Origin of the sequence: Salinigranum marinum, from assembly GCF_024228675.1 — an archaeon.
GTDB classification, from domain to species: Archaea; Halobacteriota; Halobacteria; order Halobacteriales; family Haloferacaceae; genus Salinigranum; species Salinigranum marinum.
Genome location: NZ_CP100461.1, coordinates 3,002,543 through 3,015,876, shown reverse-complemented (window position 1 = coordinate 3,015,876; position 13,334 = coordinate 3,002,543). Strand labels below are relative to the sequence as shown.

Below are 13,334 nucleotides of genomic sequence, written 5' to 3'. Positions count from 1 at the left end.
ACTGAACGATCCAAAGGACAAACCGATTGAATACGGGGCACGTAGGGACAGGTAATGAGCCACCGACGCAGCCGACTCGAGATCGGGGGGATGAGCTGTGCGAACTGCGCGGCGACCATCACGGACGCGGTGGGGGCGCTCGACGGCGTCGAGGACGTGACGGTCAACGTCGCCACCGACGAGGGGAGCGTCGAGTACGACCCCGACCGGGCCTCGCTCGCGCGGATCTACGAGGCGGTCGAAGAGGCCGGCTACACGCCGGTCGCCGAGACGCTCTCTGTCGCCATCACGGACATGACGTGTACGAACTGCGCCGACACGGTGGGGGGCGCGCTCGAACGGACGCCGGGCGTCGTCGACGCGCAGGTGAACGCCGCGACCGACGAGGCGCGGATCACGTACAACCCGGTCGACGCCGACCGTCGCGACCTCTACGCGGCGATCGAGTCGGCCGGCTACACGCCCGTCCGCGAGGACGACGGAGCGGCGGGGGAGTCGGCCGAGGAACGACGCGACGCCGCACGCGACGAGGAGCGCCGCCGCCAGCTCCGACTGACCCTGTTCGGCGCGGCGCTGTCGGCTCCCCTCCTCGTCTTCCTGATCGAGCGGTTCCTCTTCGGCGGGGGCGTCCTCCCCGAGACCGTCTTCGGCCTCCCGTTCGGCTGGGTCGAGTTCCTCCTGGCGACGCCCGTCCAGCTGGTGCTCGGCCGGCCCTTCTACGAGAACTCGTACAAGGCGCTCGTGAAGAATCGGACGGCGAACATGGACGTGCTCATCGCGCTGGGGTCGTCGACGGCGTACCTCTACTCGGTCGTCGTCCTCCTGGGCGTCCTCGCGAGCGAGGGGCTGTACTTCGACACGGCCGCGCTCATCCTCGTGTTCATCACGCTGGGGAACTACCTCGAAGCCCGCTCGAAAAGCCAGGCGAGCGAGGCGCTCCGCACGCTGTTGGAGATGGAGGCCGACACCGCCACCCTGGTCGACGACGACGGAACCGAGCGCGAGGTCTCCTTAGAGGACGTCGAGGTCGGCGACCGGATGAAGGTCCGCCCCGGCGAGCAGATCCCCACGGACGGGGTCGTCGTCGAGGGCGAGAGCGCGGTCGACGAGTCGATGATTACCGGCGAGTCCGTCCCGGTCGAAAAGCGCGAGGGCGACGAGGTGGTCGGCTCGACGATCAACGAGAACGGGCTCCTCGTGGTCGAGGCGACGAAGGTCGGCTCCGAGACGGCGCTCCAAGGGATCGTCCGCACGGTCAAGGAGGCACAGAGCCGCCAGCCCGAGATCCAGAGCGTCGCCGACCGCATCTCGGCGTACTTCGTCCCCGCGGTCATCGTCAACGCGCTCGCGTGGGCGGTCGCGTGGTTCCTCTTCCCCGACGCACTGGCCGGCCTAGTGAACGCCCTGCCGCTGTGGGGGCTCGTCGGCGGCGGCCCGGCCGCGCTCTCCCCCTTCGAGTTCGCCGTCGTCGTGTTCGCCTCCGCCGTGCTCATCGCCTGCCCCTGCGCGCTCGGCCTCGCGACGCCCGCCGCGACGATGGTCGGGACGACGATCGGTGCCAGACACGGCGTCCTGTTCAAGGGTGGCGACATCCTCGAACGCGCGCGGGACGTCGACACGGTCGTCTTCGACAAGACGGGGACGCTCACGACGGGTGAGATGCGTCTCACCGACGTCGTCCCGCTGGGCCGCGCGGACGCCGACGCGGTCGCCGACGGCGGCCAGATCGCCGCCCGCCCCGAACCGAGCGAGCGGGAGGTGCTTCGACTCGCCGCGAGCGCCGAGTCGGGGAGCGAACATCCCTTGGCCCGCGCCATCGTCGCCGCGGCCGAGGAGCGCGGTCTCTCTCTGTCCGCTCCCGAGTCGTTCGAGAACGTCCCGGGTCACGGCGTCCGGGCGACGGTCGATGGGCGGGAGATCCTCGTCGGCAACCGAAAACTCGTCACCGACGCGGGCGTCGATCCCGCCCCGGCGACAGAAGCGATGGAGCAGTTCGAAACCGCGGGCAAGACGGCGATGTTGGTCGCGAGCGTGCCTGCTGGCACGAGCGTGCCCGCCGGCACGAGCGTGCCCACCGGCACGACGGACGGGGAACTCCTCGGCGTCGTCGCCACGGCGGACACGGTCAAGGAGACGGCGAAGGAGGCCGTCGCGGCCCTCCGCGACCGCGGCACCGACGTGATGTTGCTCACGGGCGACAACGAGCGCACCGCGCGCGCGGTCGCCGAGGCGGTCGGGATCGACCCCGAGAACGTCCGTGCGGAGGTGCTCCCCGACGAGAAGTCCGACGCCGTCGAGTCGATCCAGGAGTCGGGGCGGCGGGTGATGATGGTCGGAGACGGCGTCAACGACGCGCCCGCGCTCGCGGTGGCCTCGGTCGGCTGTGCCATCGGCTCGGGGACCGACGTCGCCATCGAGGCCGCCGACGTGACGCTGATGCGCGACGACCCGGTCGACGTGGTGAAGGCCATCCGGATCTCGGAGGGGACGCTCGCGAAGATCAAACAGAACCTCTTCTGGGCGCTCGGCTACAACACCGCGATGATTCCGCTCGCCTCTCTGGGGTTGCTCCAGCCCGTGCTCGCCGCCGGCGCGATGGCGGTGTCGAGCGTGTCGGTCCTGACGAACAGCCTCCTCTTTCGAAGGTATACGCCGGACCACGACTACCGGCTCCTCGGCTTCCTGCGGCGATAGGGCGGGCGTCGTCACGAGCGGCCGGCAGGCGATGGCCGCCGGCCGGCGGGTGGTCCGTCGGCGCGGTCAGGCCGCCGGCCGCTCCTCGTCGTCTTCGGTGCCGGTGAAGCGGTAGAACGGGACCGTCTCGTCGCCCCGAACGAGTTCTTCCTCGCCGATCGTGAGTCCGAACTCCGCGAGGCGTCGGGCGATCGCAGTCAGTTCGTCCGTGTTCTCGGCGACGACAGTGACGAGCAGGTTCTCCTCGCTCGTGGCGATCTCCTTGATTCCGACGACGCCGTCGACGCCGAGCGCCCGGGCGGCCAGTTCCTCGCGCTCCGGGATGGGCGCGGTACAGAACAACAGCACCGCCAGCGGGTAGCCCGCTCGCTCGTAGTCGACCGTCGCGTGGTAGCCGGTGACGATCCCTTCGGATTCGAGCCGCTGGATCCGCTTGCGAATCGTCGACGCGGAGACGTCCATCGCCTCGGCGATGTCGCCCGACGAGGCGTGACGCGCGTCGCGCTGGAGCGCGCCGATGATCGCCCGGTCGAGATCGTCGAGTCCCTCCAGAGTCGTGGACGCTCGTGGACGACCCGGACGCATCAACGTTGCCGTTCCACCGACCGACACGACGAGTCGCGCCCCCACCGCCGCGTTCGGTTCGACCGGGGCGAGCCGTGGGGGGCACTCGTCGTCGATCAGTTGCGGCGTCGGGCGAGGAAGCCGACGACGAGCAGCGCGAGGATAGCCACGCCGGGGCCGAAGCCGGGAACCGTGGTCGGTTCGGACGTCGGCGTCACCGTGGCGGTCGCCGTGGGTGTCGGGGTTGGCGTCGGTTCCGGCGTCGGGGTCGGCTCCTGGACCGTGATCTCACGGGTCGCCGTGTCGAGGTTGCCCGAGCCGTCGGTCACCTGGACCGAGAGCGTGTACGTCCCCGCGCGGTCGAACGCTTGTGAGAACGACACCGGTTCGCCCGCCGTCGTCCGGTGGACGACCGGCTCGGTCCCGTCCCAGAGCGTGACGATCAGGTGCTGGATGCGGTCGTTGTCGCTCGCCTCGACCGCGAAGGAGCCCGACCCGCCCGCCGTGAGGCCGTCGGGACTCTCGATCGACAGCTCCGGGTTCTGCGTGTCCGCCGGGACGTCCTCGAGTCGGAGCCGGACGTTCGAGACCTCGAAGTTGTCCTCGCGGCTCTCGATACGGATCGTGTTCGGACCGGGCCTGAGCGCCGTGGGCTCGAAGACGATCTCGTGTGTGCTCGTCGACCCGTCGGGGTCCGACTGGTCCAGCGTGCCGATCTGTTGGCCGTTGAGATACACCGGCTTCTCGATCTCCGATCCCTGGAGGACGAAGAACATCGTCGCGAACTCGGCCATCGTCTGGATCTCCCCGATGACGACGCTCCGCTCGAGCGTCTCGCCGTCGACGGTTTCGCTGAGCGCGCCGTTGATGTCGCCGCGCTCGACGAAGTCGTCTCCCAGGTGGTACGTCTCGCTGAACACGGTGAACAGCTGTCTGCCCGTCCGCAGGAGGGTGATGTCTATCTCGCGGCTCCCGGCTTCGACGACCCGCGACGTGCTCACGTAGCCCTCGCCCTCAGCGACGACCAGCACCTCGTCGGGCAAGGTGGCGTCCCGGAGGTTGATGAGATACTCGCCCGCACCGTTCGTCGTCGCCACGAGCCGGCCGTCCTTCGTCGGGATCGTCACCGTGGCGTCGGCGACCGCCTGCCCGCTCGCGGAGACGACCTGCCCACCGACGTAGTTGCTCCCGGTCTGTGTCACCTCGTCGGCGTCGCCCACCGCGGCGTTCGCCGGTGTCGCCGCCGAGACCACGAGCAGTACCATCACCGTCACGAGCGCCGCCCGTCCCCCGAACCTCCGTACGTTTAGCATCGATTACCAGTACACGCAGGAGGTCGCTCCACTTCAAAATACCGCCCGAATGGTACGTTTGCGAGCCGTGACTGTCGGATCGTCCACTCAGTCGCGAGGCCGACTCGCCCTCGGCCGACTCCCGCTGGACGTCGGCCCTACGGGTCGTCAGCTCTCGTCCTCACGCGCTCCCGAACAGATGGGTCCGGATGCCGCGCTGGGCCGCTGTACACGCCGCCGCCAACGAGGCACAGGCGTCGAGCACGGGGAACGTCGCCGACCGTTCGGCGTACAGATACTCGGCCAGGGTCCGGTGACTCAGCGCGACGGTGACGTCCATCGCCGTCGTTCGGTCGAGGTGCCGTTGTCGCCGCGCCGCGACGTCGTCGAGCGTCCCGTGGTGGTCGTCGAGCCGACCGTGCCACGCCACGAGCGTTCCGAACTCGCGGGTCGACAGCCGAACGTCGACGCGGTCGTCGAGCCACGCGCGGACCTCGTCGAGGTGCTCACACGCCGCGTCGAGCGACTGCCGCTCCCGGTCGAGCGCCCGCTCGGTGAGGGCCATCTCGTCGCGTCGCCGTGCCGACTCGTCGAGCACGGCCTGTTTGAGCCGCGACGGGAGCCCGCCATCTACGGTCGCGAGCGCGACGGCGACGTCCCGGCTGAACTCCGTCGCGATGGCTTCGTGGACCGTCGTGGGCGTTTCGAGCGCGTCGCCGCTCAGCGGACGGACGTGCTCTTCGAACGCGCGTCGGACCTGCCGGTGGCCCGCGGTCCGGTCCGCTCCCGTCGCGACGAAGCCGTCCACGGCTGTCCCCTGTCCCCCTGCTGGCGTGGCGGTGATCGAACGCACGTCGGACTCGAACCGGTCGAGCGCCCGCTGTTTCTCCCGCGTCCGCTCCAGTTCGTCCGCGACGCGCCGCCGTGCCCGTCCGACGGGACAGCAGTCGGTCACCTTCGACCCCCGTTCGAGGCCGCCGTGGGCTCTCGCTGTCGGTCGGTCGGTCCCCGTTCGTGCGCGCCAGCGTCGCAGACGACGAGGTCGTACACGGCGGTGTCGGGATCGTACCGCCGCAACCGTCCCCGGAACCGGGTCGCTAGTCGGGCGGCCACGACGGCGTGGTTCCGCGACCGGAAGCGTCGACCCGAAACCGGGAACGGTCGGACGCCCGTTCGCGCGCACCTGACGAGGTAGTCGCCGTTCGGCGACGCGATCGCGTCGATCGCGTGGCGAAGCCGGCGGAGGGTCCCGCGTCGCATCGGTCAGTCACCCACGGCCTCGACTCCGACGTCCCGGCGTCCATCTCGGCCGACGCGAGCGCGTTCACCACCCGAACGCGCGACGGTGTCTCGGTTCTGCATCGTCTTTTTAGGGCGGCCTAAAAAATATAATCGTTTTGGTTTAGGGTGGCCTAAACTTCGACGGGCTTTTGTATTGTTTAGGTGAGCCTAAAACATGCGACAGACCAGACGCGACCTGCTCAGGACGACCGGTGCCGCCCTCGCGGTGGGTGGCCTCGCCGGCTGTAACGCGGCGGACTCGACCACGACGGATACGGCGACGGACGACGCGTCGGGGGGATCGGCGGGCGGTTCCTCGACGCAGTCGTCGACCGAGACGCCGGAGTCAGCCCCGACGGCGAGCGCCACGACTGCCGTCGCCGCGGAGTGGAACGCGATGCGGGCCCGGCTGTACGACGCCGTCGCGCTCGGCACCGCCGGTTCGTACGCCGACGGAGCCGCCGCCGCCCGGGACGTGTTCGCGCGCTTCGAGGGGTCGTCGGGCGAGTGGGGCGCACACGAACAGCTGGAGGCGACGAACGAGCGGGTGTACGAGTCGTTCGAGTCGAACCTCGGCGAACTGGGCGAGGCACTGGGATCGGAGTCGCTCGCCGCCGCGCGCGACGCCGCGAGCGACGCGGACCAGCAGCTCCAATCCGCCATCCGCGGACAGACCGACGCGCGGACGGCGGCGGCATTCGATCTCCAGCTCCTGGGGAGCCGGGTGAAGAACGCGGCCGTGGTGGCTCCGGTCGACGCGAACGCCGCGGCCACCGTCGCCGAGCGAGCGATGGAATCGTTCGAGGCCAGCGAGGCGTACGAGATGATCGAGGAGGCGGACGCCGAGTCGTACGAGGCGTTCGAAGGCCGGATCGAGGCGGTCGTCGAGGCCGCCGGGTCGGACGACGTCGAGACCGTCCGCTCGGCGGCCGACGACGCCCTCGCGGCCGCCGTTGCGGGCTCGTACGCCGTCGTCGGCGCTCCCGCGGTCGCCGGGACGGGCCACCTGTCGACGTACCAGGCGGAGGCGTTCGACGCCGCGGCGCTCGCGAGTACGGGCGGCCCGTCGACCGAATTCGCTCACGCCGCCGCGCTCACGCTCTATCGGGCTCGCGTCGACGACGCCGGTTGGCTCTACGCCGCGGGTGAGGTCGAGGCGGCACGCTCGGCCGTTCAGTCTGTCTTCCAGCACTTCGAGGGCGCCCGGGCGCACGAGGCGCTCGAAGCGGCCAGCGAAGCGGCGTACACCGGCTTCGAGGACGAGGGACTCAGCGCACTCATCGAAGCGATCGACGCGGGCGACGACGCGGCCGTGGAGTCGGCCATCTCGACCATCCACGAGAGCCTCGTGACCGGCGTGATGGCGCTCGGTTCGGGTCCCGAACCGGCGGTCCTCGAAGCGGGCTACTTCCGCGCGCGGCTCGGTGACGCCCGCGAACTGTTCGAGACGGGCGACCTCTCGGGAGCACGGGCGGTCGCACAGGGACTGTTCGGGACGTTCGAGGCGAACGAGGCTGACTTCCACGAGACGCTCGAATCCACGTCGACGGAGCTGTACGAGACGTTCGAGGAAGAGCACCTCGTCGGTGCCATCGATGCCCTCGACGCCGGCGATGAGGACGCGGCCGACACGCACCTCGCCGGTGCGATGGACACCCTGCTGCAGTTCGAGACCCAGGCCGGAACCGTCGCTCACGTCTCCGGCGCGGAGGCCGGTGTCATGGCCGCCCGCGGCTTCGATGCGAGTGGACTCGCCGTGCTCGGCCGCACGGAGCGCGCAGGAACCGTCGTCGAAGGGGCCTTCGCGGGCTTCGAGGCCGGCGCGGGCGGCTTCCACGAGGCGCTCGAAGATGCCGACGAGGAACTGTACGAGACGTTCGAGACGGAACTGAGCGAGATTCGGGTCGCCGCCTCGGACGGCGGAGACGTGACTGCGGCCGCGCAGGCATTCGACGAACAGGCGGTCGCGGCGATGTACGCCGTCATCGGCGCGGCGGGCGGGTCGTTCGGCGAGTCGGCGGGGGCGCTCGCCCAGGGCGTCTTCGCCGACTTCGAGGAGGCGCGGGTGCACGACCTCCTCGAGGAGGCCGACGAGGGCGCGTACGAGACGTTCGAGGCGAGGCTGGAGACGTTCATCGAGTCACTGTCGACCCAGACGCTGTCGGCGTTCGCGGACTCGACCCTCCGTGCGCAGTTCGCCGTCGCCGGCGCGCTCGACGACGCGCCCGTGAGCGGGGCCGCGGGGTCCAACGAGGGCTCGGGCGGCGACGCCGACCTGCAAGGCGGCCCGAACGTCGTCGAAGGCGTCCCCGAGGACGCCGACCACGTAGTGGAGATGAACGCCGTCGCGTACGCCCCCCAGGAACTCACGATCTCGGTCGGAGAGACGGTCGCCTGGACGCACGCCGCCGGCGAACCACACTCGGTCACCGCCTACGAGGGGGATATCCCCGACGGCGCCGCGTACTGGGCGTCGGGCGGCTTCGACTCCCGGTCGGCGGCGGAGACGGGATGGGACGAGGGTCGCGGTGCGGTCCAGTCGGGCCAGTCGTACGTCCACACCTTCGAGACCGCCGGCACGCACGAGTACTTCTGTATCCCCCACGAGGCCGCCAGCATGGTCGGCACGGTCGTCGTCGAGGGGTGAGCGAGATGCGTGCCCGCACGTGGCTGATCGCGTCCCGGTACAGGTGCCCCGCGGACTACGGGATTCCCGTCCTGCCGGTCTGGGAACAGCGTCGTGACGAGGACGGACGGCTCTCGCTCGCCGCCGCCGGGGAAGAGCCGTTCGTCTCGGCCGCGAATCCGGTTACGGTCCGACGGTAGCGGCCGACGCTGGACCGCGGATCCAGACGCGGACCGGACGCGGATGCCAGCCGAACGGTCGCGACAGACTACGTGGGGGAGAACCGGACCGAGGTCAGGCCGACTCGGCGGTCGACCGTCCCTGCTCCCGTTCGCCGAAGTACTCGTCGAACAGCGCGACCACGCGCCCTTCGATCTCGTCACGGATCGTACGGACCGCGTCGAGATCCTGCCCGTCGGGGTCGGCGAGCGCCCAGTCCCGGACGTCGACGACGGCGTCGAGTTCGAGCGTCGAACAGCCCATCGTCGCCACGACGTCGCACGCCTCCAGCTCCGCCGTGGACACCTCGCGCGGCGTGCGGTCGGAGAGGTCGATATCGAGTTCTCGCATGACCACGACCACCCCGTCGTGGACGTGGTCGGCCGGATGCGTGCCGCCCGTAACGATCTCGACTCGGTCGCCGAGGCCGCGACGGTCGCGTTCGCGTTCGGCGAAGGCGGTCGACATCTGGCTCCGGCCGGCGTTCTGGACGCAGACGAACGCGAAGCTGACTGTCTCGTCGTTCATGCTGACGAGTCGAGGCGGGTCGTTGTTAGGTGTCGCTATGTGCTCTCCGTACCGCTCCGGAGCGCTCCCTCATCACCGGCGGGCGTCCAGCGGGTTCCGCAGCCGCCACACGTCGGTCGTAGGGTCGAGCCGGTGTGGCTCGGCACCCCGCTCGGTGAGGACGCCCGCGTGGTACAGCATCGCCTTCAGCTGAAAGACGGTCGGCGCGTGGTAGACGTTGCCGTCTTCGAGCGTCGCGCGGCGGAGGTCACCGTCGGCGTCGAGCACCCGCGAGCGCGCGTCGTCGGTCCCGCGGACGAACAGTTCGACGGTGAACGTCGGGTGCTGAACGTGGAGCCACTCGACGAGGTCGACGAGCGTGGGCTCGGCGATCCCGTCGTCGTGCATCGTCTGGAGTTCCTCGACGAGCAGTCGCGTCGCCGGATACGCCCAGACGACGCGCCGTGTGAGCAGCCCCCACTCGGGCGCGAGGTCGCAGAACCGCCGTCGCGACCGTTTCCACTCCTCGACGGCACCCAGCGCCGCGTCGACCGAGCCGTACCGGTCGAGCGCGAACCTGACGACTTCCTCACCGAGCGCGGTGAGCCGTACTCCGTCGGGGCGGTCGTCGACCAGCCCGAGAAACGCCGCCCCCCGGCGGGCGTCGTCGGTCGCTCGGACGACCCGGTCGGCGAGCACTGTCTCCGCGTCGCCGTCGTGGGATAGCGCCAGCGGGTACGCGAGGTAGTTCTTCGGGTGGTTCAGTCCGAACGACCTGTTCGCGACCCCCTGTGCGGTGGCCTGAAACCGGATGGCCGTCGCGTCGTCGGCGGTCCGGTTCCCGACGACGCGCGGCACCTCCAGCGCCTCGACGGCTCCGTCCGTCTCGACCCCGAGCACGCCGACGTTGAGTTCGCGAGCCAGCGTCCGTGCCGACGGCGAGATCGCTCGAACCGGTGCCGCGAGGTAGGCGGCGTTGGCCTCGTGGAGGCGGTCGTACGCCTGCACGACGCCGCGCTCGACGTCGACCGCACCCGACCTCGTCCGCCCTTTCGCCTCGACGGCGATCAGCGGGGGCTGGTCGCCGAACCGCTCGACCGCCAGGAGCTCCGACTCCAGCAGTCGGACGCCAACGAGATCCGGATAGCCCGATCCGACCCGGACGTGGTTGAACGGGGCGAGCCGTTCGTGAACGTCCGGGGGGATCGACTCGCCGGAGCGCCACTCGTCCATCGCGAACTGTGTGTCGACGACCGAGTACGTGTTCGGCTCGTCCGCGTCGGGGAAGAGGCGGCGCTTCGTGTGCGCGAGCACTCGCGGCTCCGAGAGCGACGCCGTACTGGACATGACCTGGTGTCTCACCCCGGGGTGATGAACGTTCGGCGCGAACCGCGGGTGGATCGGTCGAGCGAACCGACGCTCGTCACTAGTAACTGTCAGATGTCGTTGCTCGCTTTTCACCGGATAGACGGGCTCGATGGGGGGAGGTTGATCTCCGAGCGACCGCGGCCGCCGTCTAGGTCCTTCGAGGGATCACCGGTCACCGGCGGGCGAGTGAACTACCCTTCAGACCCCTGCCTCGTTCATGAACCGCCGGCAACTGGGGAGCGAGTAGTCCACGTCGAACGCGTCCCGGAGGAACTGCTGAACGAGTGCGGGCGTCCACTCGGCTTCGTCGTAGCCCGCCTCCGCAGGCGCTCCGTGGAGCGTCCGCTCCAGTTCGTTCTGTTGCTCGCTGGACAGTCGTCGCGGTCGTCCCGGCCGGCGCGCGTCCTCGACGGCCGCATCAAGCGGTTCGGCTTCGAGCCGTTTGAGCCAGTTGTAGATCGTCCGCCGCTGGACGCCGTACCACTCCGCCAGCTCCGTCTGTGTGACGCCGTTCTTGTACGCGATCGCGGCTAACAGTCGCTGCGTCGGCTTCTTTCCCTCTACCTCGTCGAGTGCCCGTTGCAGTTCCTCGATGCTGATCTCGTCGAGGTGATCCATCGAGCAGATCTACACTGTACGAGTAAATAGTTCTGTCGAACGTCGGTGTCCGAACTCTCGTCGGGCCCCGCGTCGTGCGACACTCGGGCGCGCTTTTGACAGGTAGCGACCCGTTTTCGAGTCGGACTTGCGACACGTTATCTTCTTATATGTCCCGGACGAGCCGGCCGTATGAATCTACTCAAGATACTCTCGGAAGCGATCGAAGGGTACCTGTCCGGCGGCGTCGACGAAGCGATCTCGGAGGGTATCGAGGAGACCGCGGAGGAAGCGACCGGCAGAGAGTTCTGACCGCTCGCGTCCGACGCCACACGGCTCCACCTGACGGCCCACGACCAGTATCCGCCCTCCAGGCGGTCGAGCGAAGCCGGTCGGTCGTCTAGCGTCTCGCGATCACAGTGTCTCGGCGAGCCCCTCGACGACCCGCTCACGTAACCGCGTCGCGACCTCACCGGCGTCGTGGGGGCTGAGATCCGCGAGGAAGAGGTACGTCTCCGTCGGGCACGTCGTGACGCCCTGCGACCGGAGCCCGTCGACCAGTTCCTCCGTCCACGGCCGGAGTCGCTCGATCCGGTCGCGGACCTTCGTCTCGTGTCCGAGCGTCGCGACCGTGTATCCCACGCGAAAGCCCGCCAAACCGTGGGTTTTCGACAGCCTTCGGGCCACGAGGCGGCTGTCGTACTCGGGGACCAGCTGCACGACCGACCCGTCGACGAAGTCGACGAACGCCTCGTCGACCAGAACCCACGCCCGGGAGTTGGCTTCGAGCAGGTCCGGAAGCGCCTCCACGTCGAACGACCCGCCGTTCGGGTTGTTCGGGTTGACGACGACTGCCAACGTCGTCTCCGACGGGAGTCCCAGCTCGCGCAGGTCGAACCGGAACCCCTCCTCGGGGCGGAGTCTCGTCTCCGTGTACCGTTCGGCGATCGGTAGCAGCGGGTCCTCACAGAGCAGGAGTTTGATCCCCTCGAACCCAGCGCCACCCTCCTCGATCGTCGAGGGTTCGTCCGTCCCCTCAACGACGACGGGTTCGGTAACGAGTGTTTCTCAGGTGATCTGTTCTGTCGGCCTCGTCGGGGCGAATCTTGGTATGGCTACGTGTCGTCCGTGTAACCATGCCGAAGACAGCTCCGTTCGAGGCGCACACCGAACGGTACGACAACTGGTTCGAGGAACACGAAGACGCGTATCAGTCGGAGATAGCGGCCTTGGGACGTCTCCTGGAGACGACCGGATACCGGGTCGAGATCGGCGTCGGAAGCGGGCGGTTCGCGGCCCCACTGGGCATGCAGGTCGGCATCGACCCGGCCCAGGAGATGCTCGGATACGCGCGCGCCCGGGGAATCGACGTGGTTCGCGGCGTCGCTGAACACCTCCCGTTCGCGGACGACAGCTTCGATACCGCACTGATCGTGACCACGATCTGTTTCGTCGACGACGTTCCTCGGACGCTCGCGGAGGCGGAACGGGTGCTCGGGCCGTCCGGCACGCTCGTGATCGGATACATCGACGAGGACAGCCCCGTCGGGCAGCGATATCTCGAAACGAAGGAGACGAACCCGTTCTACCGGGACGCGGTGTTCGTCTCGACGGAGGAACTCGTCGAGGCGCTCGAAGCCGCCGGTTTCACCGAGTTCGACTTCGTCCAGACGATCTACCACTGGGTCGACGAGATCGACGGCCCGGAACCCATCGCGGAGGGGTTCGGGGAGGGCTCGTTCGTCGGTCTCAAAGCGGCGAGATGACGCCGGCCTCGCCCGGGCGACTGAACGGCTGGACCTTCGTCGACGCACGTCACTGCGACGGCTCGACGGAGGAACTCCCGACTGGGGTCGGTCCCGGCAGCGCGGAACACGACCGACCGGATATGCTGATTCATTGATACGGGGTCGCTCGGTTGGATCGTCGCGGCGACTGTTGGAATCAGCCTCATCGCGTGGATCGGCGTCCTCACGCTCTTCGTCCGCGACGAACTGGTCGACCGCCTGTTGTTAGCGCTGATCGCACTGGCCGCGGGCGGACTCATCGGCGGTGCCCTCTTGCATCACCCGCCCAGGCGATCGGAGAGGCAGGGAGCGAAAACACGCTTTCGCTGTTCCTCTCGTTCATCGGTGGCTTCTGCTCGTTCTTCGGCCTCGAACAGTTCATCCACTGGTATCATCACC

At 69.0% G+C, this 13,334-nt stretch carries 11 protein-coding genes and 1 pseudogene; 4 read left to right on the top strand and 8 right to left on the bottom strand.

Annotated elements, in window-relative coordinates; genetic code table 11:
* Positions 1-54 precede the first annotated feature (54 nt).
* Positions 55-2,694 carry a heavy metal translocating P-type ATPase gene (locus tag NKJ07_RS14975; RefSeq protein ID WP_318567602.1) on the top strand — a complete coding sequence of 880 codons (2,640 nt, stop codon included), beginning with the start codon at positions 55-57 and terminating at the stop codon, positions 2,692-2,694.
* 66 nt (positions 2,695-2,760) lie between these two features.
* Here NKJ07_RS14975 and NKJ07_RS14970 read toward each other — a convergent pair whose 3' ends face one another.
* The 4 genes from NKJ07_RS14970 to NKJ07_RS14955 all read right to left on the bottom strand — a co-directional run bounded on the left by NKJ07_RS14970 (position 2,761) and on the right by NKJ07_RS14955 (position 5,810).
* Positions 2,761-3,279, bottom strand: a complete 519-nt coding sequence (locus NKJ07_RS14970) for an Lrp/AsnC family transcriptional regulator (RefSeq protein WP_318567601.1) — start codon at positions 3,277-3,279, stop codon at positions 2,761-2,763.
* A 95-nt stretch (positions 3,280-3,374) separates the two neighbouring features.
* On the bottom strand, positions 3,375-4,523 hold the full coding sequence (locus NKJ07_RS14965; protein WP_318567600.1) for a PGF-CTERM sorting domain-containing protein: 1,149 nt from the start codon (positions 4,521-4,523) through the stop codon (positions 3,375-3,377).
* 208 nt (positions 4,524-4,731) lie between these two features.
* Positions 4,732-5,505, bottom strand: coding sequence for a DUF7260 family protein (locus NKJ07_RS14960; protein WP_318567599.1), 774 nt, complete (start codon positions 5,503-5,505; stop codon positions 4,732-4,734).
* Positions 5,502-5,810: a DUF7552 domain-containing protein gene (locus NKJ07_RS14955; protein WP_318567598.1), complete on the bottom strand. Its 309-nt coding sequence runs from the start codon at positions 5,808-5,810 to the stop codon at positions 5,502-5,504. The genes NKJ07_RS14960 and NKJ07_RS14955 overlap by 4 nt, the downstream gene beginning before the upstream one ends.
* A 196-nt stretch (positions 5,811-6,006) precedes the next feature.
* Between NKJ07_RS14955 and NKJ07_RS14950 the strand changes: the two genes are divergently transcribed.
* Both NKJ07_RS14950 and NKJ07_RS14945 read left to right on the top strand, forming a co-directional pair.
* Positions 6,007-8,478 carry a DUF5059 domain-containing protein gene (locus NKJ07_RS14950; protein WP_318567597.1) on the top strand — a complete coding sequence of 824 codons (2,472 nt, stop codon included), beginning with the start codon at positions 6,007-6,009 and terminating at the stop codon, positions 8,476-8,478.
* Between the two features lie 5 nt (positions 8,479-8,483).
* Complete coding sequence (locus NKJ07_RS14945; protein WP_318567596.1) at positions 8,484-8,657, top strand: hypothetical protein; 174 nt, start codon at positions 8,484-8,486, stop codon at positions 8,655-8,657.
* A gap of 94 nt (positions 8,658-8,751) precedes the next feature.
* On the opposite strand, the gene NKJ07_RS14940 is transcribed toward NKJ07_RS14945, so the two are convergent.
* The 4 genes and pseudogenes from NKJ07_RS14940 to NKJ07_RS14925 form a co-directional block, all read right to left on the bottom strand.
* Entirely contained in the window at positions 8,752-9,204 is a 453-nt protein-coding gene (locus tag NKJ07_RS14940) for a low molecular weight phosphatase family protein (RefSeq protein ID WP_318567595.1), read from the bottom strand.
* Positions 9,205-9,276: 72 nt separating this feature from the next.
* On the bottom strand, positions 9,277-10,530 hold the full coding sequence (locus NKJ07_RS14935) for a hypothetical protein (RefSeq protein ID WP_318567594.1): 1,254 nt from the start codon (positions 10,528-10,530) through the stop codon (positions 9,277-9,279).
* A 222-nt stretch (positions 10,531-10,752) separates the two neighbouring features.
* Positions 10,753-11,169, bottom strand: a pseudogene (locus NKJ07_RS14930) (helix-turn-helix domain-containing protein); the annotation flags it as partial.
* Between the two features lie 393 nt (positions 11,170-11,562).
* A complete protein-coding gene (locus NKJ07_RS14925; RefSeq protein WP_318567593.1) occupies positions 11,563-12,006 on the bottom strand; it encodes an aminotransferase class I/II-fold pyridoxal phosphate-dependent enzyme in 444 nt (147 codons plus the stop codon).
* Between the two features lie 278 nt (positions 12,007-12,284).
* Here NKJ07_RS14925 and NKJ07_RS14920 point away from each other — a divergent pair, with 278 nt between their 5' ends.
* Entirely contained in the window at positions 12,285-12,914 is a 630-nt protein-coding gene (locus NKJ07_RS14920) for a class I SAM-dependent methyltransferase (protein ID WP_318567592.1), read from the top strand.
* Positions 12,915-13,334 lie beyond the last annotated feature (420 nt).